General features: G+C 71.0%; 21 protein-coding genes. 3 read left to right on the forward strand and 18 right to left on the reverse strand.

Features of this window, described 5'->3' with window-relative positions:
• Positions 1–208: 208 nt before the first annotated feature.
• The 9 genes from ACYVAQ_RS02260 to ACYVAQ_RS02300 all read right to left on the reverse strand — a co-directional run bounded on the left by ACYVAQ_RS02260 (position 209) and on the right by ACYVAQ_RS02300 (position 11,252).
• A complete protein-coding gene (locus ACYVAQ_RS02260; RefSeq protein ID WP_460786827.1) occupies positions 209–1,372 on the reverse strand; it encodes an acyl-CoA dehydrogenase family protein in 1,164 nt (387 codons plus the stop codon).
• Complete coding sequence (locus ACYVAQ_RS02265; protein ID WP_460786828.1) at positions 1,369–3,315, reverse strand: acetyl/propionyl/methylcrotonyl-CoA carboxylase subunit alpha; 1,947 nt, start codon at positions 3,313–3,315, stop codon at positions 1,369–1,371. The genes ACYVAQ_RS02260 and ACYVAQ_RS02265 overlap by 4 nt, the downstream gene beginning before the upstream one ends.
• Positions 3,316–3,463: 148 nt before the next feature.
• Positions 3,464–5,053, reverse strand: coding sequence for an acyl-CoA carboxylase subunit beta (locus ACYVAQ_RS02270; protein WP_460786829.1), 1,590 nt, complete (start codon positions 5,051–5,053; stop codon positions 3,464–3,466).
• Positions 5,050–5,523, reverse strand: a complete 474-nt coding sequence (locus ACYVAQ_RS02275) for an SRPBCC family protein (RefSeq protein ID WP_460786830.1) — start codon at positions 5,521–5,523, stop codon at positions 5,050–5,052. Before ACYVAQ_RS02275 ends, ACYVAQ_RS02270 begins: the two co-directional genes overlap by 4 nt.
• Entirely contained in the window at positions 5,523–6,680 is a 1,158-nt protein-coding gene (locus ACYVAQ_RS02280) for an acyl-CoA dehydrogenase family protein (RefSeq protein ID WP_460786831.1), read from the reverse strand. Before ACYVAQ_RS02280 ends, ACYVAQ_RS02275 begins: the two co-directional genes overlap by 1 nt.
• A complete protein-coding gene (locus ACYVAQ_RS02285; RefSeq protein ID WP_460786832.1) occupies positions 6,677–8,446 on the reverse strand; it encodes an acyclic terpene utilization AtuA family protein in 1,770 nt (589 codons plus the stop codon). The genes ACYVAQ_RS02280 and ACYVAQ_RS02285 overlap by 4 nt, the downstream gene beginning before the upstream one ends.
• On the reverse strand, positions 8,443–9,258 hold the full coding sequence (locus tag ACYVAQ_RS02290; RefSeq protein WP_460786833.1) for a TIGR03084 family metal-binding protein: 816 nt from the start codon (positions 9,256–9,258) through the stop codon (positions 8,443–8,445). The genes ACYVAQ_RS02285 and ACYVAQ_RS02290 overlap by 4 nt, the downstream gene beginning before the upstream one ends.
• Positions 9,255–9,869, reverse strand: coding sequence for a TetR/AcrR family transcriptional regulator (locus ACYVAQ_RS02295; protein ID WP_460786834.1), 615 nt, complete (start codon positions 9,867–9,869; stop codon positions 9,255–9,257). The genes ACYVAQ_RS02290 and ACYVAQ_RS02295 overlap by 4 nt, the downstream gene beginning before the upstream one ends.
• A gap of 117 nt (positions 9,870–9,986) precedes the next feature.
• Positions 9,987–11,252: an NADH:flavin oxidoreductase/NADH oxidase family protein gene (locus tag ACYVAQ_RS02300; protein ID WP_460786835.1), complete on the reverse strand. Its 1,266-nt coding sequence runs from the start codon at positions 11,250–11,252 to the stop codon at positions 9,987–9,989.
• Between the two features lie 71 nt (positions 11,253–11,323).
• Between ACYVAQ_RS02300 and ACYVAQ_RS02305 the strand changes: the two genes are divergently transcribed.
• Complete coding sequence (locus tag ACYVAQ_RS02305) at positions 11,324–11,887, forward strand: TetR/AcrR family transcriptional regulator (protein ID WP_460786836.1); 564 nt, start codon at positions 11,324–11,326, stop codon at positions 11,885–11,887.
• 1 nt (position 11,888) lies between these two features.
• Here the strand turns inward: ACYVAQ_RS02305 and ACYVAQ_RS02310 are convergent, their stop codons facing one another.
• Genes ACYVAQ_RS02310 through ACYVAQ_RS02320 form a run of 3 tightly spaced genes read right to left on the reverse strand, consistent with a single transcriptional unit; the run spans position 11,889 to position 15,815 of the window.
• Positions 11,889–14,525 (reverse strand): FtsX-like permease family protein, encoded by a 2,637-nt coding sequence (locus ACYVAQ_RS02310; RefSeq protein WP_460786837.1) that lies wholly within the window; start codon positions 14,523–14,525, stop codon positions 11,889–11,891.
• A gap of 1 nt (position 14,526) precedes the next feature.
• Positions 14,527–15,243 (reverse strand): ABC transporter ATP-binding protein, encoded by a 717-nt coding sequence (locus ACYVAQ_RS02315; protein WP_460786838.1) that lies wholly within the window; start codon positions 15,241–15,243, stop codon positions 14,527–14,529.
• Complete coding sequence (locus tag ACYVAQ_RS02320; protein ID WP_460786839.1) at positions 15,240–15,815, reverse strand: PadR family transcriptional regulator; 576 nt, start codon at positions 15,813–15,815, stop codon at positions 15,240–15,242. Before ACYVAQ_RS02320 ends, ACYVAQ_RS02315 begins: the two co-directional genes overlap by 4 nt.
• Before the next feature lie 196 nt (positions 15,816–16,011).
• Between ACYVAQ_RS02320 and ACYVAQ_RS02325 the strand changes: the two genes are divergently transcribed.
• On the forward strand, positions 16,012–16,773 hold the full coding sequence (locus tag ACYVAQ_RS02325; RefSeq protein WP_460786840.1) for an SDR family oxidoreductase: 762 nt from the start codon (positions 16,012–16,014) through the stop codon (positions 16,771–16,773).
• 127 nt (positions 16,774–16,900) lie between these two features.
• Positions 16,901–17,953: an LPXTG cell wall anchor domain-containing protein gene (locus ACYVAQ_RS02330; RefSeq protein ID WP_460786841.1), complete on the forward strand. Its 1,053-nt coding sequence runs from the start codon at positions 16,901–16,903 to the stop codon at positions 17,951–17,953.
• Here ACYVAQ_RS02330 and ACYVAQ_RS02335 read toward each other — a convergent pair.
• The 6 genes from ACYVAQ_RS02335 to ACYVAQ_RS02360 all read right to left on the reverse strand — a co-directional run bounded on the left by ACYVAQ_RS02335 (position 17,934) and on the right by ACYVAQ_RS02360 (position 24,615).
• On the reverse strand, positions 17,934–18,974 hold the full coding sequence (locus tag ACYVAQ_RS02335; protein WP_460786842.1) for a VanZ family protein: 1,041 nt from the start codon (positions 18,972–18,974) through the stop codon (positions 17,934–17,936). The genes ACYVAQ_RS02330 and ACYVAQ_RS02335 overlap by 20 nt on opposite strands.
• Before the next feature lie 582 nt (positions 18,975–19,556).
• Complete coding sequence (locus ACYVAQ_RS02340; protein ID WP_460786843.1) at positions 19,557–20,321, reverse strand: hypothetical protein; 765 nt, start codon at positions 20,319–20,321, stop codon at positions 19,557–19,559.
• Positions 20,322–20,544: 223 nt separating this feature from the next.
• A complete protein-coding gene (locus ACYVAQ_RS02345; RefSeq protein ID WP_460786844.1) occupies positions 20,545–21,201 on the reverse strand; it encodes a histidine phosphatase family protein in 657 nt (218 codons plus the stop codon).
• 3 nt (positions 21,202–21,204) lie between these two features.
• Entirely contained in the window at positions 21,205–22,251 is a 1,047-nt protein-coding gene (locus ACYVAQ_RS02350) for a phosphotransferase family protein (RefSeq protein WP_460786845.1), read from the reverse strand.
• Entirely contained in the window at positions 22,248–23,006 is a 759-nt protein-coding gene (locus tag ACYVAQ_RS02355; protein ID WP_460786846.1) for an SDR family NAD(P)-dependent oxidoreductase, read from the reverse strand. The genes ACYVAQ_RS02350 and ACYVAQ_RS02355 overlap by 4 nt, the downstream gene beginning before the upstream one ends.
• Positions 23,007–23,121: 115 nt before the next feature.
• Positions 23,122–24,615, reverse strand: coding sequence for a CoA-acylating methylmalonate-semialdehyde dehydrogenase (locus ACYVAQ_RS02360; protein WP_460786847.1), 1,494 nt, complete (start codon positions 24,613–24,615; stop codon positions 23,122–23,124).
• Between the last annotated feature and the right edge of the window lie 5 nt (positions 24,616–24,620).

The following is a 24,620-nucleotide window of genomic DNA, read 5'->3' on the forward strand; positions in this document are numbered from 1 at the left end:
GGGCGAGGAGGCGGAGGGCGCGAGGAACGAGCAACCGGAGCCGAGGAGAACGGGCTTTCCGAGGCCGGGCCGGCCCTCAACCATCCAGCCGTTGAGGGTGGCTCGGCCTCGGAAAACCCGGGCGAGGAGGCGGAGGGCGCGAGGAACGAGCAACCGGAGCCGAGGAGAACGGGCTTTCCGAGGCCGAGCCGGCCCTCAACCATCCAGCTCAGTAGGACTTGGGAAGGCCCAGGGAGTGCATGGCGACGAAGTTGAGGATCATCTCCCGGCTGACCGGCGCGATCCGGCCCAGCCGGGCCGCGACGAGCTGGTTGCCGAGGCCGAGCTCGGTGGTCAGGCCGCTGCCGCCGTGGGTCTGGACCGCGACGTCGAGGGCGTTGCAGGCGATCTCGCCGCCGGCGTACTTGGCCATGTTGGCGTACTCACCGGCGGTGAAGTCGTCGCCGGCGTCGTACAGTGCCGCGGCCTTCTGCATGAGCAGACGGGCCTGCTCCAGCTCGATCTTCACCTTGGCGAGCGGGTGCGCGATCGCCTGGTGGGTGCCGATGACGTCCTTCCAGACCTGGCGGGTCTTGGCGTACTCGACGGCCTTCTCCAGGGCGTAGCGCGCCTGGCCGCAGGTCATCGCCGCACCCATGATCCGCTCCGGGTTGAGGCCCGCGAACAGCTGCCACAGGCCGCCGTCCTCGTCGCCGACCAGGGCCTCGGTGGGCAGCCGGACGTCGTCGAAGAACAGCGTCCACTGCTTCTCCGGTGCCACGAACTCCATCGGGATGTGGGTCTTGGACAGCCCGGGCGCGTCGGTCGGCATCAGGAAGAGCGCGGGCTTCAGCTTGCCGGTCTTGGCGTCCGCGGTGCGTGCGACCACGAGGATCACGTCCGCCTCGTCGACGCCGGAGATGAACGTCTTCTGGCCCTTGATCACCCAGGTGTCGCCGTCCCGGGTGGCGGTGGTGGTGATCTGGTGGCTGTTGGAGCCGGCGTCGGGCTCGGTGATCGCGAAGGCGGCCACCGTCTCGCCGCTGGCGATGCCGGGCAGCCACTGCTTCTTCTGCTCCTCGGTGCCGCAGCGGGTGATGATCGAGCCGACGATCGCGGGGCTGACGACCATCATCAGCAGCGGGGCGCCCTGGGCGGAGGCCTCCTCGAGGACGGCGGCCAGGTCGCCCATGCCGCCGCCGCCACCGCCGTACTCCTCGGGGATGTTGACCCCGATGAAGCCGTGCTTGCCGAAGTCCTGCCACAGCGCGGTGGTCTTCTCGCCCTTGCGGGCCTGCTCGGCGACGTAGGCGTGGCCGTACTTGCTCGCCAGCGCCTTGACGGACTCCCGGAGCGCGAGCCGCTCCTCGGACTCGGTGAACGGAACGGTCATGCGTCTTCTCCTGCGGTGTCGGTGCTCTCGACGACGGCGAGCACGGCGCCCGCCTCGACCTGCTGTCCTTCGGTGGCGGCGAGCTCGGCGATGGTGCCGGCGTACGGCGCTGCCACGGCGTGCTGCATCTTCATGGCCTCCATCACGAGGATGACCTGACCCTCCTCGACCACGTCACCCACGGCGGCACGCACCGAGATCACGCTGCCCGGCATCGGCGCCAGCAGGCTGCCGGCCGCGACCACCGTCGACGGGTCGACGAAGCGCGGCGTGCGCTCCAGCGCGGTGTGGCCGTCGGGGCCGTCCACGTCGATCCGGTCGCCGACGATGGCGACCTCGTAGCGGTGACGTACGCCGTCGACGTCGAGGACGACCTCGGTCGGGCTCGCGCTCACCACGATGGCGCCGTCGACCCGGTAGCCGGTCCGCTCGCCCCACCACTCGGCGACGGTGCCGTCGGTGAACTCGACCCGCTGCGGCTGGCTGGGCACGTTGCGGAAGCCGCTCGCGATCCGCTGCTGCACCTTCGCCCGCGCCCGCTGGGCCTCCACCCAGGCGAGGGCGGCCCCGGAGCGGACCAATCGTGACTCGTGCGACTCCTGCTCACTCGTGGAGTCGTCCGCAGCTCCAGCAACCCCCCATGGTCCGCTTCCGGCCAGCATCGCGGTCGAGACGTCGCCGGAGAGGAAGTCGGGGCGGGTGAGCACGTCGATGAGCTGGTCGCGGTTGGTGGTCAGGCCGTGCAGCCTGGCGCGACGCAGCACCGAGACGAGGCGGCGGGCGGCGTCGTCACGCGTGGGCGCGGCGACGATCACCTTGGCCAGCATGGCGTCGTAGAACGGGCTCACCGTGGATCCGCTGGTGAAGCCGGCCTCGACCCGCAGGCCCTCGACCTCGGGGAACTCGAAGCGGGTCAGGGTGCCGACCTGCGGGGCGTAGTCGGCGGCCGGGTCCTCGGCGTAGAGCCGGACCTCGATGGCGTGGCCCTGCGGGTCCCCGACGACCGGCGAGCCGGCGGGGATGACGCCGGCCGCCTCGAGCTGCAGCTGCACCAGGTCGACGCCGAAGATCTCCTCGGTGACCGGGTGCTCGACCTGGAGCCGGGTGTTCATCTCCAGGAACCAGAAGCTGTCACGGGCCGGGTCGTAGAGGAACTCGACGGTGCCCGCACCCTGGTAGTCGATCGCCTTCGCCGCGGCCTTCGCCGCGGCGTGCAGCGCGGAGCGGGTGGCGTCCGGCAGCTTCGGCGCCGGAGCCTCCTCCACGACCTTCTGGTGGCGTCGCTGGACCGAGCAGTCGCGCTCGCCGAAGACCAGCACGCCGGTCGGGTGTCCGACGACCTGCACCTCGACGTGGCGGCCGTTCTCGACGTACGGCTCGACGAAGACGGTGCCGTCGCCGAAGGCCGACAGCGCCTCGGACTCGGCCGCCTCGATCTCGCCAGGCAGCGCGGCGAGCGACCTGACGACCCGCATGCCGCGGCCACCACCGCCCGCGCTCGCCTTGACGAGGAGCGGGAGGTCCGCCTCGGTCGGCGAGGCCGGCGCCGTGAGGACCGGTACGCCGGCCGCCTCCATCAGCTTCTTCGACTCGATCTTCGAGCCCATCTGCTCGATCGACTCCGGTGCCGGACCGATCCAGGTGAGCCCGGCCTCGACGACCGCCCGCGCGAACGCGGCGTTCTCGGACAGGAAGCCGTAGCCCGGGTGGATCGCCGTCGCACCGGTGCGCCGGGCCGCGTCGAGGACCAGGTCGGTGCGCAGATAGGTGTCGGTGGGCGCGTTGCCCGGCAGGTGGACCGCGAGGTCGGCCTCGGCGACGTAGGGCAGGGCCGCGTCGGCGTCGGAGAACACCGCGACGGTCTCGATGCCGAGCCGGCGGCAGGTGCGGAACACCCGGGACGCGATCTCGGCGCGGTTGGCGACAAGAACACGAGTTGTCATGAGGTTTCCTCCTGCAAACGCGAGCCTGCGAGTGTTTGCCCGGTCAACCGCGAGCGGAGCGAGCCTGGTTGAGCGGAACAGACAAGGGTGCGAGCGAAGCGAGCGCGATGCCTTTCCAGCGCGCAGCGCTTGTGAGCGGCGCAGCCGCTCACAAGCGGAACACCCCGAAGCTCATCTGGCCCTCGATGGGCTGGTTGTCGATGACGGACAGGCAGATGCCCAGGACGGTACGGGTGTCGCGCGGGTCGATGACCCCGTCGTCGTACACCATCCCGGACAGGACGTAGGGCAGCGACTGCTCCTCGATCTGCTGCTCCACCATGGCCTTGATGCCGGCGAAGCCCTCGGCGTCGAAGACCTCGCCCTTCTTCTCGGCCGACTCGCGCGCGACGATCTCGAGCACGCCCGCGAGCTGGGCCGGGCCCATGACGGACGACTTGGCGGAGGGCCAGGTGAACAGGAACCGCGGGTCGTAGGCGCGGCCGTTCATGCCGTAGTTGCCGGCGCCGTACGACGCTCCCATGATCACCGTGAGGTGCGGGACCGTGGAGTTCGAGACCGCGTTGATCATCTGCGCGCCGGCCTTGATGATGCCGCCCTGCTCGTACTCCTTGCCGACCATGTAGCCGGTGGTGTTGTGCAGGAACAGCAGCGGCGTGTCCTTCTGGTTCGCCAGCTGGATGAACTGCGCGGCCTTCTGCGCCTCCTCGCGCATCAGCACGCCACGCGCGTTGGCGATGATGCCGATCGGGCGGCCGTGGATCTGCGCCCAGCCGACGCACAGCGCCGAGCCGTAGAGCGGCTTGAACTCGTCGAAGGGCACCTCGTTGTCGGGGCTGGTGCCGTCGACGATGCGCAGGATCGCGTCGCGCGGGTCGAACGGCTCCTTGAGGTCGGTGGGGATCAGGTCGAGCAGGTCGTCGGGGTCCAGGTCGGGCTCGACGTACGACGTGGTGGCGGCCGCGCCCTTCTTGCGCCAGTTCAGCCGGGCGACGGTACGCCGGGCCAACCGGATCGCGTCGTGCTCGTCGAGGGCCAGGAAGTCGCTCGACCCGGAGATCCGCGAGTGCATCTCGGCGCCGCCGAGGCTCTCGTCGTCGGACTCCTCGCCGGTGGCCATCTTCACCAGCGGCGGGCCGGCCAGGAACACCTTGGCCTGCTCCTTGACCATGATCACGTAGTCGCTCATGCCGGGGACGTACGCGCCGCCCGCGGTGGAGTTGCCGAAGACGACCGAGATCGTCGGCTGCTTGCGCTGCGAGGCCCGGGTGAGGTTGCGGAAGCCGCGCCCACCGGGGATGAAGATCTCCTTCTGGGTCGGCAGGTCGGCGCCACCGGACTCGGTGAGGTTGATCGACGGCAGGCCGTTCTGCTCGGCGATGTCCGAGGCCCGCATCGACTTCTTCAGCGACCAGGGGTTGAGCGCGCCGCCCTTCACCGTGGGGTCGTTGGCGACGATCATGCACTCGACGCCCTCGACCACGCCGATGCCGGTGACCATCGAGGCGCCCACGGCGAAGTCGGAGCCCCAGCCGGCCAGCGGCATCAGCTCCAGGAAGGCCGAGCCCTCGTCGACGAGCAGCTCGATCCGCTCGCGGGCGGTGAGCTTGCCGCGGTCGCGGTGGCGCTCGATGTACTTGCCGCCGGCGTTGACCGCCTTCTCCTGCTCGGCGTGCAGGTCCTCGATCTTGGCGAGCATCGAGTCACGCCGCGTGGGGCTCTCCATGGTCTCGGTCATGACTCCACCACCGCCTTCATCCTCTCCAGGGTCGTGCGCATGCCGCGCTCGTTGGTCCTCCCCCGCAGCCGGCCCAGCAGCAGCCAGTAGCCGCGGATGTACCACTCCGGCGTCAACCGGTAGTACTCCGTCACCTTGGTGCCCTCGTTCTCGGCCTGCAGCCGGTAGCCCCAGGTGTTGATCGCGTTCTCGGCGGACAGGCCCACGGCGAACTCGAACACCTCGTTCGGCAGGCACGCGGTCACGGTGCACGGCGTCCAGTACGTCGGTCCGACGCCGTTGCGCTTGACGTGTCCCTTGAACGTGGCGCCGACCGCGGGCCCGGTCGCGCCGCGGGTCCACCCGGCCTCGAAGGTCTCCGGGCTGAACTCGCCGATCCGGGTGACGTCGCTGACGAGGTCCCAGACCTTCTCCGGCGCCGCCTTCATGTGCATCGACACCTCGCCGGTGAGGGGCTTGATCAGCTCCATCACGCGTAGCCCAGGAGCCGTGCGGCGAGGTCGGTGAGCACCTCGGTGGCGCCGCCGCCGATCGGCAGCAGCCGGACGTCGCGGTAGTGCCGCTCGACCTCCGACTCGCGCATGTACCCCATGCCGCCGTGCAGCTGGACGGCCTGGTCGGCGACCCACACCGCGGTGTCGACGGCCGTCTGCTTGGCCAGGCAGGCCTCGGCGATGACGTTCTCGCCGGCGACGTACCGACGCGCGACCTCGAGGGTGTAGGACCGGGCGACCGCGACCTGGCGGTGCATCTCGGTCAGCTTGGCGCGCACCACCTGGTTCTTGACCAGCGGCTTGCCGAAGGTGTCGCGGGCCTGGCAGTAGTCGACCGTGAGCTGCAGGCAGCGCATCGCGTGGCCGTAGCCCATCAGCGCGAGCCAGATCCGCTCGGTCACGAACTGGTCGGCGATGTAGTAGAAGCCGTGGTTCTCCTCGCCGACCAGGTTGGTGACGGGGACGCGGACGTCGTCGTACGACAGCTCCCCGGTGTCCGACGCCAGCCAGCCCATCTTGTCGAGCTTGCGGGAGACGGTGAAGCCCGGCGTCCCCTTCGGTACGACGATCAGCGAGATGCCGTGGGCGCCCGGCTCGCCGGTGCGGCAGGCCGTCGTCACGAAGTCGCCGCGGACGCTGGAGGTGATGAACATCTTGGCGCCGTTGATGACCCACTGGTCGCCGTCGCGGACCGCGCGGGTGGTGATGCCGGCGACGTCCGAGCCGGTGCCGGGCTCGGTGATGCCGAGGCTGCCGATCATGTCGCCGGCCAGGGTGGGCCGGACGTAGGTGTCGATCAGCTCCTTCGACCCCGCCTTGACGATGTGCGGGATCGAGATGCCGTGCGTGAAGGCGCTGGCCATGAAGCCGCCGGACACGCCGGCCGCCATCAGGCCCTCCTGCATCGCGGTCGCGTCCAGCAGGTCGCCGCCGTCGCCGCCGACCTCCTCGCTGACGCCGACGGCGAGCAGGCCGGCGTGCGCCAGCTTCTTCTGCACCTCCCGGGGGATCTCGCCGGCGCGCTCCCACTCGTCCATGTGCGGCATCAGCTCGCGCTCGGCGAACGCGCGGGCGGACTGCTTGAGCGCGAGCTGCTCCGGCGTCCAGCCGTGGTCGAAGCTGACGGTCGTCATACCAAGTCCTCCTGGATGTGGACGATGCGGCTGCGGACCCACTCGCCGAGGCCCTTGGCCTGCGGGTCGAAGCGGGTGGAGGCGGCGACGCCGTCGCCCAGCAGCCCGTGGATCACGATGTTGACCGCGCCCAGGTTGGGCAGCGGGTAGACGTCGACGTCGAGGTCGGCGGCCTCGGGGATCAGCTCGCGGACCTTGCGGTCCTTGATGATCTTGGCGAGCCACTGGATCCGCTCGTCGCGGTTGGGCGCCCCGTCGTTCTTCACCCACAGCCCGACGTTGGCGTCGCCGCCCTTGTCGCCGGAGCGGGCGTGCACGAAGCTGCCGAGCGGCATCCGGCGGGTGATGGTGTCGGCGGGAGCGGGGTACGGCGACGGTCGCTTGCCGAGGTCCGGGGCGAGCTCGGCGGGGTCGGCGAAGGTGGTCGGGTCGGCGATCACCTCGCGGCTGCCGTCGTGGTGGACGACGGTGTGCTCGACGACGTCGCGGTCGACGTACGCGGGCGTGTAGACGCCGTACGGGCTGGGCTTGCCGGGGGGCGAGGTCATCGTGAAGCCCGGGTACGTCGCCAGCGCCAGCTCGACCAGCGGCCCGGTGAAGGGCTTGCCGAGCGGCTCGGACTGGGGGTCCTTGGCGATGCAGCGGAGCAGGACCGAGGCGCCCTCCTCGGTGTCCGCGTCACCGCCGCGGGCGGGCGTCTGGGTCCAGACGACCTCCTCGGCGGTGAACGCGTCGTCGAGCTGGCTGCGGATCCAGGCCGCCTTCTCGTCGATGTCGAGGCCGGTGAGCACGAGCTCCATCTGGTTGCGGTAGCCGCCGAGGGTGTTGACGGCGACCTTCAGCTGTCGGGGAGGTGCGGAGCCGGTGACGGGGTGGATCCGCACCCGGTCGGTGTCCTCCTGGGTCAGCCGGACCGAGTCCAGGTGCGTGGTGACGTCGGGGTTGAGGTAGCGCGTGGACTGGACCTCGTAGAGCAGCTGGGCGGTGACGGTGTCGACGGTGACCGCACCGCCGGTGCCGGCGTGCTTGGTGATCACGCTGCTGCCGTCCGCGTCGATCTCGGCGATCGGGAAGCCGAGCCTGCGCATGTCGCGGCCCTCGCGGAACAGGTCGCGGAAGCCGGAGAAGTTGCCGCCGGTCGCCTGGGTGCCGCACTCGATCACGTGGCCGGCGACGACGGCCCCGGCGAGCGCGTCGTGGTCGGTCTCGGTCCAGCCGTGGTGGGCGATCGCGGGACCGACCACGACACTGGCGTCGGTGACGCGGCCGGTGACGACGATGTCAGCGCCGTGGCGCAGGGCGGAGGCGATGCCGAAGCCACCGAGGTAGGCGTTGGCGGTGAGCGCGCCGGGGAAGAGGTCGGCGGAGCGGAGGTCGTCGCCCTCGACGTACGCGATCTTGGGCTTGAGACCGAGGCCCTCGGCGACCTCCTGCAGCTTCGCGGCGAGGCCGGCGGGGTTGAGGCCGCCGGCGTTGCTGACGATCTTCACGCCGCGCTCGAGGGCGGTGCCGAGGGACTCCTCGACCTGGCGGACGAACGTGCGTGTGTAGCCCAGGCTCGGGTCGCGGAGAGTGTCCATGCCGAGGATCAGCATGGTCAGCTCGGCGAGGTAGTCGCCGGTGATGACGTCGACCTCGCCGCCGGTCAGCTGCTCGTGGAGGGCGGAGAGGCGGTCCCCGTAGAAGCCGCTGCAGTTCGCGACGCGCAAGCTCCCGTTGGTTGAGTAGCCGCGAGCGCCAGCGAGCGGCGTATCGAAACCGATCACTTCTTGTCCCTCCCGCCGCCGGCCGGGCCGGCGAAGGCCTGCGCGATCGACAGCCACTTCTCCGCGTCCTCGCCGACCGCGACCAGGTCGGTGTCGTCGCGGTGCACGCGCTGGGTGACCAGGCGGCAGAAGTCGTCGGCGCTGCCGGTCACGCGTTGGGGTGCGTCCTCCGGGCCCCAGGCCCAGCGCTCGCCGCTGGGCGCGGTGAGCTCGACGCGGAACTCCTCGGTCGGTGCCTCCAGGCCGTTGTTGGCGAAGGCGAAGCCGCGGGTCCGTACGCCGATGTGGGCGACGTGCTTGATCCGGTCGGTCGGCTGCGGCGGGGCCGCGAGCAGGCCGGCGCCGATGAGCGCGTCGTACACGTCCAAGCTGTGCGCCCAGGTCTCCATGAACCGCGCGGTCGCCATGGAGGTGGGCGACATCGGCGGGCCGAACCACGGCATCTTGGCGCCCTCGGGGACCTCGCGCAGGGCCATCGCGAGACCCGCGCGACCCGCGTCCCAGCCCTCGAGCAGGGTCGCCACCGGCATCGAGCCGGTGTCGACGGCACCCTTGTCGACGAAGCCGGTCGGGTCCGCGATCGCCTCCAGCACCACGTCGTCCCACGGCTGCTTGTTCGCCGGGTCGACCGCCTGCGCCGCGAGCACCGCGCAGGTGTCGGTCCAGAGCAGGTGACCGATGGTGGTGGCGATCGACCAGCCCTCGGCCGGGGTCATCAGCTGCCACTGCTCCTCGGTCAGCGGCGCGACCGCTGCTCGCAGCTGGTCGCTTTCCGTGCCGAGATCGGTGAGGACGTCGTCCAGGACACTCATGGGTTCTCCTTCGCCGCGAGTGCGGCATCGAGCGTGCGCGCCCATTCCTTGAGGATGCGATGACGACGACGGGTGTCGTCGCCGAGCGTGTCGGCGAGGCCGAGGCCCCGGACCAGGTCGAGGGTCGCCTGCACCAGCTCACGTACGCCGGGCAGCGACTCGTCCACGCCCAGCAGCTCCACCGTGAGCCGGTGGGTCTCGCGGCCGACGCGCTGCTCGAGCGGTGCGACGGCCTCGTGCAGGACGGGGTCGGTGCGGGCCGCGACCCAGAGCTCGAGCGCCGCGGTGAAGACCGGCGAGGCGAAGTGCTCACCGAGCATCTCGAGCACCGCGAGCGTGCGCGCGGCCCCCTTCGGCAGGCGCGCGGCGGCGGCCTCGAGGTCGGAGCCGCGGATCTCGGTCAGGTGCGCGACGGCCGCGACGACGAGGTCGTTCTTGGTCGGGAAGTGGTGCAGCTGGGCACCCCGGCTCACGCCGGCCCGCTCGCTGACCAGCGTCGTGGTGGTGCCCGCGAAGCCCTTCTCGATGAGCAGCTCGACGGTCGCCTCCAGCAGCCGGGCCCGCATGGCGCGGGTGCGCTCCTCCTGCGGGACGCGGGCCGTGGTGGTCACGGGGACCAGCCTGCCGTCGTACAAACAAACAGTCAAGCCTGTCTGTAAATATGCCGAGTTCAGACTCCTGGTCGACCGAAGCCCGGGCTTCGGTCGACCAGAAGTGGCAACTCGGCGCTAGGAGGCACTGCGGACACCCTTCAGGCTGTCCCGCCCGTTCGCGAGCAGATAGGTCGCGACGTTGAACGCCGGGTGACGGTTCGGGGCGGGCTCCTTGCCGTCGCCCATCCGCCACATCTGCACGGTGTACGCCGTCAGCTCGATCAGGCTGTCGAGGAGCTTGATGCCGCTGCGGCGGGGCCGCACGACGCTGCGGTCGACCACGCCGCCGAGCAGGTCGGCGGGAGCGCCCGGCTCGACGGTCAGCGGGCGGCCGAGACCGACCAGGTCGATCGCGCCGCTGTCCAGGGTCTCGGCCATCCCGGCGAGGGAGCGGAACCCGCCGGTGAGCATGAGGGGCAGGGCGGGGAGCTCGGCGCGGACGCGCTCGGCGTAGGACAAGAAGTAGGCCTCGCGCTTGCGGGTGCTCTCCTTGAGGCTCTCGTCGACACCGAGCATCGCGGCGGAGGTGTAGGTGCCGCCGGAGATCTCGAGCAGGTCGATGCCGGCCTCGGCGAGCGCGTGCACCACCTCGATCGACTCGTCCTCGCCGAAGCCGCCGCGCTGGAAGTCGGCGGAGTTGAGCTTGATCGCCACGGGGACGTCGGCGCCGACCTCGGCCCGCATCGCGGCGAGGATCTCGAGGACGAAGCGGCGGCGCTTCTCCGGCGTACCTCCCCAGGCGTCGGTGCGCTGGTTGGCGAGCGGCGAGAGGAACTGCGAGACCAGGTAGCCGTGGGCGCCGTGGATCTGCACGCCCTCGAAGCCGGCCTTGACGACGACGCGCGCGGTCTCGGCGTACCGCCGGATCAGGTCCTCGATCTCCGCGCCGGTGAGCTCGCGCGGGACGGCGAACATGCCGCCCGCGCCCTGCAGGCCGATCGCGGACGGCGCGACCGGGTGCGGGGTGAGGTTGCGCGGCGTCTGCCGGCCCGGGTGGTTGATCTGCACCCAGGCACGCGACCCGCCTCCCTTGATGATGTCGGCCCACTCGGTGAGGTCGGCGAGGTGCCGCTCGTCCTCGACCACGACGTTGCCGGGCTCGCCGATCGCGCGCCGGTCGACCATCACGTTGCCGGTGATGACGAGGCCGGCGCCGGACGTGGCCCAGCGCGCGTAGAGGCGCTTGATCCGCTCGCCCGGACCGAACTCGCGGGTGCCGAGGCCCTCGCTCAGGGCGGCCTTGGCGAGCCGGTTGGGGAGGACGAAGCCGTTCGGGAGGGTGAACGGCTCGGCGAGGATCGCGCGCTGCTCGGTGGGCGTGAGGACCGTGGTCGTGGGCATGGCGGAGACCGTAGTAGACTATTTGGTCTACCGGCAAGATGGTCACCGTCACATTCCGAGGAGGTACGCCGATGGGAGCGCGCGAGAAGCTGCTCGCCGGAGCCGCGACCCTGACCCGCTCCCGCGGCGTGGGCGGTACGACGGTGGCCGAGCTGCTGGCCGAGTCCGGCGTCGCCCGCCGCTCGCTCTACGTGAACTTCCCGGGCGGGCGCGACGAGGTCATCGCCGCTGCCACCGAGCAGTCCGGGGCCGAGCTGACTGAGGCGCTGCTCGGGCTCTTCACCGAGTCCGGCGACGTCCTCGCCGCGATGGACGCCTACCTGGCGGTCACCGCCGCCGACCTGGTCGCCAGCGACTACACCGCCGGCTGCCCGATCGTGGCTGCCGCCCTCGGCGGCACCGAGGTGCCGCTGGCCCGGGAGGCAGCCGGCCGGATCTTCGAGCAGTGGCAGTCGCTGCTGGCAGGCGCGCTGGAGGTGTCCGGCGTCAGCGCCGATCGCGCCCCTGGCCTGGCGATGCTCGTCCTTAGCAGCGTCGAGGGCGCCACTGCCATGGCGATCGCGCAACGCTCCACCGAGCCGCTCGACCGGGTCGCGGGGATGCTGCGCTCGCTGGTCGCGGACGCGATCGGGTAGCTCAGTCGATCCGCGCCACCAGCGGCAGCCGGCTCCGCGCCCACAGCCCGACGGTGGCGGCGGTCAGCAGCGGGAGCGCCACGACGACCAGGCCGATCAGCAGCCACGGCACGTCCAGCACCTGCCCACCCGTGATGTAGTCGCGGGTGAGCGTGCGGCTGACGGCGACGCCCGGGATGAAGCCGATCGGCGCGCCCAGCACAGCTCCCACGCCCCCCACCACCAGCGCGTACGCCGCAGCGACGGCCCGCCTGGTCCGCGGCCGCGCCCCGACGGCCGCCATCGTGGCGAGGTCGGGCTTGGCATCGGTCAGCGCGAGGAAGGTGGCGGTCAGGGTGCCGCCCAGCATCAGGACCCCACCGAGCAACGCCAGCACCCACTGGATGATGCGGGTCGTGGAGTCGGTCTGGTAGCCGCGTTCGACGTACAGCCCTGCGCTCGGGACGGCGGCGGCAAGTGCCTCGGTGAGGTCCTGTTGGGTCGCGGTCGAGATCCCCGGCGGCAGAACCAGGGCTGTCGTCGCGACCGGGACCTTCAGCCGAGCCGCAGCCTGGGGGGAGAGCACGATCGCGACGGCGCTGGTGCGCAGACGGGCGCTCGCGGCCACCATCGCGAACGTGCCGCGGCCGATGCGGTGCGTGTGGCCGCCGGTGTCGGCGTACCGGCGGGCGACGACGGTGAGCCGTCCGTCGCCGATCGTGGTGCCGGTGCTGCTGGGCAGCACCGCGACGCCGCCGTCAGCCAGGACGTTGTTCGCACGACCGGCGTCGGCGGCGTCCAGGCCGAGGTAGGCCGGCACTCGCGACGCGACGACACCCGAGGTGAGCAGCGCCCCGCCCGAGCTCTCGGCGAGGATGGCGCGGTCGTTGCGCAGCTCCAGCTCGTAGGAGGTCTTCCCGTCGTCGGCCTGGACGCCGCGCACGGGGATGGGCGTCACGTCGGGCAGCTGGCGATGGAGCACGGCGCCCACCTTCGCCATCGTGCGCTGCGGGTGCACGCCCAGAGTGATCGCGCCGTAGCCCATCGGCAGCTGTGGCGCGTAGTCGGCCCGGTCGCGCGCGGCCTGGCTGCTCAGAGCGATGCTGAGCGCCACCACGCCGGCCACGGTCGCGCCGACGGCTGCGACCGCAGGAACCGTCCGGGTCCGGTGCCGGGCAGCGTCGCGCGCGGCGAACCGCAACGCCAGCGGGAGCCGAGCAGCCAGCCGTGCCACGACCATGACCGCGACCGGCACGAAGAAGATCATGCCGATCACCGACACGATCGCCGATCCGCCCACCAGCGGCGCGGCGGCGTTGCCGCCGTGGGCCCGCGATCCGACGAGGGCACCGGCGATGCCAAGACCGATCAGCACGAGCCCCACGAAGGGCGAGCGTCGCGAGGGGCGACCCTCACCCCGGCGTCCGGCGAGCACCGCGACGACGTCCTGTCGCGAGGCCGAGTACGCCGGCACGACCGCCGCGAGGAACGCCGACACGAACCCAAAGCCCGCCACGGCCACGACGAGCACCCACGGCACCTCGCGCGGGCCGAACCAGGTCGAGCTGTGGTCCTGGGCGATCGGGACGGCGGCGTACGACAGGAGGACGCCGAGGACCGCGCCCACCACGCCGCCGACCGCACCGATCACGACGCCGGAGGCGAGGATCGTCCGCCGGGCCTGTGCGGGCGTGCCTCCGGTCGCCGCCACGAGCGCCAGCGCATGCGCCTGCGCCTTGGCTCGTACGGCGAACGCGGGGCCGGCCAGCAGCACCACCTCGAGCAGCACCATCGAGGCGATCAGCGCGATGATCGTGATGGTGGTCGACTCGATCCCGGTCTGCTGCTGGTAGAGCCGGATGTCGGCCGGAAGCGCGGAGTCAGGCGGGGGATCGGTGATCACCTCCCGCGACGCGACGAACAGCCCCGCGCGGTTGAGCCGCTCCACGTCCGGCCAGCTGACCGGACCGCCACCGACGAGCCAGCTGGTCTGGAAGTCGGTGGCCGGGATCCGGCCGGTCGCGCCGAGCAGCGCGGCGGCATACGGCGTCGTGCGGTCGCGGGCGTTCTCGGCGATGCCCACGATCCTCAGGTCGTAGGTCCGGGTGGCGCTTCCCAGCTTGCGGGTCAGCTCGAGGGTCTGACCGAGCTGCGGACCGCGTGCCGCCGCTGCGGCGTTGATCACGATCTCGGCCGTCGTGCGGGGCATCCGGCCGGCCGTCAGCCGGAGCAGGCCCGAGCTGAGCGGATCGGCGAGATCCGTCTCGAGGACCATCAGGTCCCCGACGCCGTTCGTCGTCGGGTAGCTGAGCATGTCGTAGCGCAGCGGGACGTACGGCCGACCCCCGAGGGCCCGGCCGATGTCGATGGTGCGCGCGCCGGAGCCGTTGCCGAGGGCCACCTCGCAGTCGGCCGGGTCGAAGCACTGCTCCACACGGCCCGGACCCGCCGCCGTGGCGAGCGCGTCCGCCGCACCCATCCGCCGTGTGACGCCCTCCGCGCCCGACACGGTGGCGGTCTTCCACACCACCGCCGCCGTGCTCACCGCGAGCACCGGCAGGGCAATGAGCACCAGCATCAGCGCGGTCTGGCCCTTGCGCCGCCAGGCCTCACGACGGGCGAGGCGCAGCGCGACCCGCCACCCGGCGTACCCGTTCACCTCAGCCCACCGTCTCGGTCAGCACCTCGGCGCGGTCCGCACCGGTCTCGTCGACGACGACGCCGTCGCGCAGGAACACCACCCGGTCGGCCCAGGCCGCGTGCCGGGCCTCGTGCGTGACCAGCACGCCGGCCGCACCCGCGTCGCAGCGCGCCCGCAGCAGCCGCAGGATCTCCTCGCCGGTCTCGGTGTCGAGGGCGCCGGTGGGCTCGTCGGCGAGGATCAGGCGCCGCTCCCCCACGACCGCGCGGGCGATCGCGACCCGCTGCTGCTGTCCGCCGGACATGTCGTCGGGGAACCGGTCGGCGAGGTCGCCGATGCCGACCTCCTCCAGCGCCGCCCGCGCCTCCCGGCGTGCGGCCCGCGCCGAGGCACCGTCGAGCTCGCGCGGCAGCGCGACATTCTCCGCCGCGGTCAGCGCGGGGATCAGGTTGAAGCCCTGGAAGACGTAGCCGATGGAGGTACGCCGCATCCGCGCCCGCCCCGCCTGCCCCAGGCCGGTCAGGTCGGTGCCCTCCACGGACACGCTCCCGGAGGTCGGCTGGTCGAGCCCGCCCGCGATGGTGAGCAGCGTCGACTTCCCGGAGCCGGAAGGACCCATGACGGCGACCAGCTCGCCGGCGTACGCCGAGAAGGTGATGCCGCGCAGCGCCTGGACCTCGTTGGGGGCGACCCCGTGCACGCGGGTCACGCCGGAGAGCTGCAGGACGGGGTTCATCGGGCGCTCCGCTCCCCGGTCGGGGTCTTGGTCGTTGCCGGCTTCTCCAGTGCGGCGCGGCGCAGCCGCGCCTCGCAGTGGTCGAGCCAGCGCACCTCGGCCTCGGCCGCGAAGACGAGGGAGTCGAGAACCAGGCTCCAGGCCAGGTCGGCGGGCTGCTCGCCGGCGGCCGCCCGGCGCTTGAGCCGGGTGTAGTCCTGCAGCGCGGACATGGTGGCGCTGCGCTGCTGCTGGATGACGCTGCCCACGTCGACCCCGGGCACGGTCACCGCGAGCGCCAGCTTGATGGCGAGCTCGTCGCGCGGCGGCTGGGTGCGCGCCACCGGCGTCGTGAACCAGGCTGCGACCTCGTCCCGCCCGGCCTCGGTGATCCGGTAGATCACGTGGCCCTCGGCGTCCTCCCCCTCGGCGGCCGCGAGGCCGTCACGCTCGAGCCGGGTGAGGGTCGTGTAGACCTGACCGACGTTGAGCGGCCAGGTCGTGCCGGTCCGCTGCTCGAACTCGACCCGCAGCTGGTAGCCGTACATGGGCTGCTGCTCGAGCAGCGCCAGCAGGGCGTGCTTGACGGACATCGCGACTCCTCTACATACCGGGTATGCCTATGTATACCCGGTATGCGTTCGCGCTGTCGAGAGCCGAGCTGTAACACGTTGTCCGACGCTGTTGTACGACGAGATCTCGTCGTACAACACCGCAACTCGGTCGCACTACAGCGACGGACAACGTGTTACAGCAGCGCCGCACCGGCCCACGCGCCAGACTGAAGCCATGACCCAGACCATCGTGATCACCGGCGCCTCCAGCGGGCTCGGCGCCGAGATGGCGCGCCAGCTCGCGGGACGCGGCTACGACCTGGCGCTGTGCGCCCGGCGTACCGACCGGCTCGAGGCGCTCGCCGACGAGATCCGCCACGAGCACGGCGCCCGCCGGATCGTGCTGCGGGCGCTCGACGTCAACGACCACGAGGCGGTCTTCCGGGTGTTCGGCGAGTTCGCCGACGAGCTCGGCCACCTCGACAGGGTCGTGGTCAACGCCGGCCTCGGCAAGGGCGCCAAGCTCGGCACCGGGCGGTTCGAGGCCAACCGGGAGACCGCGATGACGAACTTCGTCGGCGCGCTGGCCCAGACCGAGGCCGCCATGGAGGTCTTCCGCCGCCAGCAGCAGGGCCACCTCGTCATGGTGTCGTCGATGTCGGCCATGCGCGGGATGCCCGGCGCGATGACGACGTACGCCGCCACCAAGGCCGGCGTCGCGCACCTCGCCGAGGGCCTGCGCACCGAGCTGCACGGCACCCCGCTCGGTTCGAAGATCAAGGTGACCGTGCTCTACCCGGGCTACATCGCCTCGGAGATGAACGAGCACGTCGAGCAGCAGACGCCGCTCATGGTCTCCACCGAGAAGGGCGTGCGCGCCATGGTGGCGGCCATCGAGAAGGAGGTCGCCGACGCCTGCGTCCCGCCGCTGCCGTGGGCCGCGATGGCACCGGTCATGAAACACGCTCCGCTCGCGCTGGTGAAGAGGCTCATCTGACGAGAATTGCCCGGTTCCATGCGGGACTTCGTCCTGTTCCGACCTCTTCGCCCTGACCTCGCGTGACCCCTCTCGTTGGTCCTGCGACGTGCTCGGACGTCGTCGAACCGACCGAAGAGGACCTCCCATGTCACGTCACGCCCTGCTGCTCGCTCCCGCCTCCCTCGCCGTCGCCGCCGTGGTCGGCCTGTCCGGCGGGGCCGCCTCGGCCGCCGAGGTCTGTGGGCAGCCGGCCGTGCCCGCGGTCTACCAGACCGTGCACCACGACGCGATCACGACGACGGTGCAAGGCACCTCGACGACCACCTGGCTCTGGACGCGACAGGTCGCGACCACCGAGCGGCAGTACAGCACCGTGGTGGTCGACCAGCCCGCGCAGCCCGGCGTACCGGAGCAGGGGCACGCGGTCACCACGACCACCGTCCTGACCTGGACCTACGTACAGCAGACCACCGGCAAGACCCGCTGCGTCGACTCGCCGACCTGGAACGCCGGCGACAACGGCAAGGGCTGGGACCTCGTCGGCCCCTGCGACACCACCGAGACGACGACCTGGGTGGTCGACGTCCCCGCGGTCCCGGCGGTGCCCGAGGTCTCCCACCTCGAGTACGTCTGGGTGGCCGAGGGCGACAGCGCGCCGGCCGGGTACGACGCCACCGGCGGCACCCGCCCCGGCACCCCGGTCACCGAGACGGCGGATCGCTCCGCCACCGCGCCCGATGGGGACGGGTGGACGCCGGTCGCCGACTCCGCCGAGACCACCACGACGCCCGACACCGTCGAGGTCGTCACGCCCGCCTGGGACGAGCAGGTGCTCGTGTCACCGGCGGTGCCGGCGACCGCGGCCTGCGTCGAGCCCGGGAGCGACCCGGGCGACCCGGGCGACCCGGGCGACCCGGTCGCGAACCCCGACCCCGGCATCGTCGTCGCCGGCCCGGCCACGCCCGTGGCCGCCACCGGCCACACCCACGAGGTGCTCCCGGCGCACCCGGCCGTCGCGCACCCCGACCCGGCGGGTGTCGTGCACCCCTCGCACGTCGGTCAGGCCGCCCCTGCTGTCGCGGCGACCTCCGGCCCGACCCTGCCCAACACCGGCAACCCGGTCGATCCCTGGCTGCTCGCCCTCGGCGCCTCGCTGGTGCTCGCCGGCACCGGCGTGGTCATCCGCGCGCGCCGCTGATCTCCAGGCGCATCCCGGACAGCACGTGCGCGAGACCCCGGTGCTCCCGCGTCGGTACGACGGCCGCGACCGTCACGACCCCCCAGCCCAGCAGCGCCCAGGTCGTCCAGGCGTCGGTCAGCGCGACGAGCACCAGCAGCGGGCCGATGCCCACGGCCAGCTTCACCAGCCGTGAGACCGGGGCGAGGGTCGGCCGCGGCGCCACCGCCCGCACGGAGATCACCCACTCGCCGAAGGTGCGGCCGGCGAGCAGCACGAGGCCGACCTCGACCACGCCCGGCACGGCGACCTGCAGCAGGTGCTGAAGCGCCGGGTCCCGCACCCCGCCGGGGCCGTAGAGCACCCAGGCCCGGTAGCCGACCGCGGCCGCCGCACCGGTCAGCCCCACGAACAAGGCGTCGCAGACCATGCCGACGAGCCGGCGGCCGAGGGTGATCGAGGTGGGCAGCACGATCGGGCCGCGGTCCCGGCGTACGAACGCAGCGGCGAGGAGCGCTCCGAGCAGCGCGCCGAAGGTGTTGACGATCAGGTCGTCGACGTCGAAGAGCCGGTAGGCGCAGGGGTACAGGTGCCAGACCCCGGTGCCCTGGGTGGTCTCGATGAGCAGCGACGTACCGAACCCGAGGAGGGTGGTGACCACGACCCCGCGGTGCAGGATCCAGCGCACGTAGAACCCGAGCGGCACGAACAGCAGCACGTTCAGCGCGACCTGGAGGAACGCCGGGTCGTGCGCCAGTCCCGCGATGCCGGCGCCGGGCCGCTCGGCGATCCCGCGGATCGTAGCGAACGGGTCGACCTGGCGGCCCTTGCAGCGGTAGTCGTGCGCGGCCGGCATCGGCAGCAGCGTGTACGTCCACAGCGCGAGGCCGTAGATCGCGCCGGACAGCAGGATGGCGAGGTCGCGCGGCTGCAGCCGCCCGTCCAGCCGATACTGGTACGCCGCCGTGGGGATGAGCAGCAGCACGGCGACCACCGTGCCCGCGGCCGTGGCGATGATCGCGTTGGTGACGTGGTCCGCCATCAGCGGTAGGTCAGCAGGTCCCGCGTGAGGTGGGGGTGCTCGTTGTAGGTGAGCAGGCGGACGTCTGAGGCTGGCCTATTGAGTCCATGTGGTGTCGAGGACAGCTCCGGATGTCGCGTCGATGATGACCCACATCGTGCACATGGGCGCCTGAGTTGGTGCGCTGGACGCGCCTTGCATGGGCACGCGCCCGACGTTAGGTGCACAGGACTTCCAATGAAAAGCGTAGGACAACTGGTCCTTGGCGAGGTACTTGTCCGGGTCGCCCGGTCCAACCGGGAACGTGAAATAGCCCATCTGCGCGACCGCATCGCCTGGAGGGGTGAACGCGTTTGTACCTGCGCTGGTTCTCGCTGCCGCTTCTGAGATAACGGGGATCGTCGTCGGTGCTGACGCTGTTGGCGTGAATGTTTCACCAGCTCCGGCGTCGAGAACTATTTGACTCGCGGCAGTCTTGACCGGCGCAGGCGGTTGCGACCTATGACCCGCCGCCACGGCACCTGCAACGCCGAGCACAATAAGGATTGCCGTACCGGGGACTTTGACGCCCCAGATTGACCTTCGGTTTGACATTCCCGCTCCTTAGTTCCGACCATCCCAAGTTTGTACCGCTTGGGCGTTGTTCGTACCGTCCGCTTCCGGAACGACGTAGCGGTGATAGGCGCTACAACTCCCGCCATCATCCTGCTGCTGCTTGCCTACAAACGCCCTCTCGTTGAAGGGTCCAAGAGAATTGGATTGTCCGAGAAGGGGCGATGCCGCAGTTCCGATGTTCGCCCTATTTGAATCGCTTCCGGCCATCTGATCGCCGCATGGATGCGACGTCTCAGCGGCCGCGAACGCCACGGGGTCCCAATACTCCGGCGCGGTGGCCGACAACTCCAAACAGTTCTGGTAGTCCGAGTGGTTCCCGCAGTCCAGAATGCGGTAGTACCCGCTATTCAACACGACTTTGAAGTAAACGAACGTGCCCCCACTGTCGTCGCCACAATCATACGGATGGAGGGCAGTGAGGCCAGTCTGCCAAAAGCGGCAGTTTTTCGTGGTGTTCGCCACCGGATCCAAGATTTGCTGCACGAAACCAGCTTGGCTAATCGCACCCGACAGACGGTCTTGGATCGATATCCAGTTACTGGTCTCATCAACCTCGCCACTTGCGACCTCACAAACCGAAGCGCCAACCCTGAATTGCACAGGCGCTTCGATTCCGTAGGGCTTGTTTCCATAGATTGATGGATCCCAGAAACCGCCTTGAAAACTGTGATTCAACGGAACGTTGCACGGCCCACGGTCGCCCGCTAGCGCGCCGGACGGATTGGCCGCGACTAGAACGACGCCCAGCATCATTCCGACGAGGACACCCAGAACTCGGCGAACTGACCCTGGACGGACGGTTCTCTGCATGGCTACGACTCCGTGGTTGATCGATTCAACGATCGCAGCATGCCACGAGAGAGCCGGCCTGATCAATGCCAGATGCGGGCGGACACGCCTGTGGTCCCGCTACGCAGCACCGCGACCACCGTGCCGGCGACCGTGGCGATGATCGCGTTGGTGACGTGGTCCGACATCAGCGGTAGGTCAGCAGGTCCCGCGTGAGGTGGGGGTGCTCGTTGTAGGTGAGCAGGCGGGCGCCGGTCGAGCCGACGATCACGCGGGTCACCGAGCTGTTCGCGAGGACGGTGTTGAAGCGGGACCAGATCGGGCCGAGCGCGGCGGGCTCGAGGTCGGGCGCCACCAGCATCGCCGCGACGGCCGCGATCACGCCACCGGAGGTCACGGCGACGACCGGGCCGGGGAGGGCGGCGGCGCGCTCGAGCGCACCGCGGGCGCGGTCCAGGAAGGTCGCGTACGGGTCGGGGTACGCCGTGACGCCCGACGCCCAGTGCTCGGTCGACTCCTCGAAGACGCGCTGGAAGACCTTGCGGTCGACGCCGTGGTCGATGTCGGCGCCGGTGGTGGCGGCATAGTGAGCGAGCACCGCGAGGTGGTCGAACTCGTCCCACGCCGGGTCGACGGTCGCCTCGACGCCGCCGAAGCCCAGCGCCTCCCAGGTCTCCCGCTGCCGGCGCAGGCCGCCGTGGACCGCGCTCGCCGGCACGGTGCCCTGCGCGGCCAGCCACTTCCCGAGCACCCGGCCCTGCTCGTGACCCGTCTCGGAGAGCACGTCGTAGTCGTCGGCGCCGAAGGAGGCCTGGCCGTGTCGGACCAGCAGGATGATGCCCATGCGTCAGGCCCCTTCGATGATCGAGCGGCAGCGCGCCTCGAGGTAGCCGACCGCGGGCCCGAAGGACGCGTAGGCCTCGTTGGTGGTCTGCCGGTGGTAGTAGCGGTACCAGATCTGCTGGGCGATGACGGCGACCCGGAACAGCCCGAACACCTCGTAGAACCGCCACTCCGCGTCGCTCACGGTCAGCCCGCGCGCGGCCAGGTAGTGGTCGCGGAGCTCCGCCCGCGTCCACATCCCCGGCGCGGTCGTGGGCTGGCGGCGGAAGAGCAGGAAGAACTCGTCGTCGTCGGCCTGCACCCAGTAGGCCAGCGCACCGCCGAGGTCCATCAGCGGGTCACCGACGGTGGCGAGCTCCCAGTCGAGCAGGGCGATGATGCGGGTGGGGTCGTCCTCGCCGAGGACCATGTTGTCGAAGCGGTAGTCGTTGTGGACCATGCACTGACCGACGTCGGCGGGCTGCCGGTCGGCGAGCCAGGCGGTGATGTCGCTCCAGTCGCCCATGTCGTCGGTCGCCGCGTTGGCGAGCCGAGCCGTCCAGCCGTCCACCTGGCGGCGTACGTAGCCGTCGCCCTTGGCAAGCGCGGCCAGGTCCGGCACCGACATCACGTCGGCCTCGTGCAGCGCCACCAGGGTGTCGGCGGCCGCACGGCACAGCTCGGAGGTCTGCTCGGGGGTGATCTCGAAGCCGAAGTCGCGCCGCGGGATGCGCCCCACGACGCGCTCCATCACGTAGAGCTCGGCACCGATCGGGCTCTCGGCGGCGCTCGCGTAGGCGACCATGTGCGCGACCTGTGGGAAGAGCTTCGCGAGCCCGGCCTGGATCCGGTACTCCCGGCTCATGTCGTGCGCGCCCTTGGCTTTCGTGCCCGCGGGCGGCCGGCGCAGGATCAGCTCCTCGCCGTTCTCCATCCGCAGCAGGTAGGTCAGGTTCGAGGCACCACCGGGGAACTGGCGCACCTCGGCGATCGGCCCGCGGTCCAGCCACGCCGTGACGGCCTCGACGTCGAAGGCGTCCTCGGCCCGGACCGGCCTGCTCTCCTCTGTCACTCCGCCACCAGTTTCGCCGCCTGCGCCCGCATCACCTGGTCGTACGTCGCCCGGTCGCTCCGCTTCAGGTCGTACGCCGAGCGCGCCTCCGGGTCCGGCAGGATCACCTCGTCCCCGCGGTCGACCGCCGCCAGGATCTCGGCCGCGATCGCCTCGGGCCCGCGCGGGGCGTTGGCGACGAGCTTCCCGACGACCTGGTTCAGCGTCTCGTCCCGGCCCTGGACGTTGTCGAGCAGACCGGTGCGGAAGTAGGAGGGGCACACCACGTGCGCCGTGACGCCGTACGCCGCCAGCTCGTGGCCGGTCGTCTCGGTGAGGGCCACGACCGCGGCCTTGGTGGCGTTGTAGCCCGCCATGCCGGCGGGGTGGACCAGCCCGGCGAGCGAGGCGATGTTGATGATCCGGCCGCTCCCCTGCCGCTTGAGGAGCGGCGTGAAGGTGGCCGTGCCGCGGACCGCGCCGAACAGGTTGATGTCGACCAGCCGCTGCCACTCGTCCATCGTCGAGACGTCGAGGCGACCCCCGCCCGCGATGCCGGCGTTGTTGACCAGGACGTCGATCCGCCCGCCCCACGCCTCCTCCACGAGCTGCCGCGCCTGGTCCCAGTCGGCGTCGCTGGTGATGTCGAGCTTGAACACGCCGTCGGCGTACTCCCGGTCGGTGCGCAGCACCGAGTCGCCGCGCTCCTCGTAGGCGTCCGCGAGGGCCGCGCCCAACCCCTGTGCGGCCCCGGTGATGAGTACCCGCTGCTCCATGTCCGGCACCCTACTGCCCACCGAGACCCGCCTTTGTCGCGCCCGAGACCCGGCCTTGTCACGCTCCAGACCCGGGGTCTCGCAGGTGACAAACCCGGGTCTCGCGCAGGTTGGGTCAGTCGTTCTGGGGGAATCCGAGGTTGATCCCCCCGTGAGACGGGTCGAGCCAGCGCGACGTCACGGCCTTCTCCCGGGTGAAGAACTCGACACCCTGTGGGCCATAGGCCTTGGCGTCGCCGAACGCCGACTGCTTCCAGCCACCGAAGGAGTGGTAGGCCACCGGGACCGGGATCGGCACGTTGACGCCGACCATGCCGACCTCGATCTCGCGCACGAACCGCCGTGCGGCGCCGCCGTCGTTGGTGAAGATCGCCGTGCCGTTGCCGTACGGGCCGGCGTTGATGAGCGCCACGCCCTCGTCGTACGACGACACCCGCACCACCGACAGCACCGGACCGAAGATCTCGTCGGTGTAGACCGCGGAGGTCGTCGGGACGTTGTCCAGCAGGCTGGGGCCGAGCCAGAACCCGTCGGCCTCGCCGTCGACCTCGATGCCGCGGCCGTCGACGACCACGTCGATGCCGTCCTCGACCGCGACGTCGAGGTAGCCCGCGACCTTGTCACGGTGCTGGGCGGTGATCAGCGGACCCATGTCGCAGCTGCGACGGCCGTCGCCGACGACGAGCTTGCCCATCCGGTCGGTGATCTTCTCGATGAGCGCGTCGCCGACGGGGTCGACCGCGACGACCACGGAGACCGCCATGCAGCGCTCGCCGGCCGAGCCGAAGCCGGCGTTGATGGCGGAGTCGGCGACCAGGTCGAGGTCGGCGTCGGGGAGCACGAGCATGTGGTTCTTCGCGCCACCGAGGGCCTGCACCCGCTTGCCGTGCGCGGTCGCGGTCTCGTAGACGTAGCGCGCGATCGGGGTGGACCCGACGAAGGAGATCGCGGCGACGTCCTCGTGGGTGAGCAGCGCGTCGACGGCCTCCTTGTCGCCGTGGACGACGTTGACGACACCGTCGGGCAGGCCTGCCTCCTGGAGCAGCTGCGCCATCCAGACCGCGGCGCTCGGGTCCTTCTCGCTCGGCTTCACGACGACCGTGTTGCCGGCCGCGACCGCGATCGGCAGGAACCACAGCGGCACCATGGCCGGGAAGTTGAACGGGCTGATGATGCCGATGACGCCGAGCGGCTCGCGGATCGAGTAGACGTCGACGTCGGTCGAGGCGTTGCCCGAGAAGTCGCCCTTGGCGAGGTGCGCGATGCCGCAGGCGAACTCGACGACCTCCAGGCCGCGCGCGACCTCACCGGCCGCGTCGGACAGCACCTTGCCGTGCTCGGAGGTGATGATCGCGGCGAGCTCGTCCTTGCGGGCGTTGAGCAGCTCGCGGAAGGAGAACATCACCGAGGTGCGCTTGGCGATCGAGGCCGTGCCCCAGCTCGCGAACGCGGCCTTGGCGGACGCGACGGCGGTCGCCACGTCGGCGCTCGAGCCGTAGCGCACCTGCTTGGTCACGGTGCCCAGCGCGGGGTCGAAGACGTCGCCGGTGCGGGTGGAGACACCGGCGACGGCGGCGCCGCCGATCCAGTGGTCGAGGATCTCGGTCATTTCTC

It is taken from the genome of Nocardioides maradonensis (assembly GCF_054777115.1).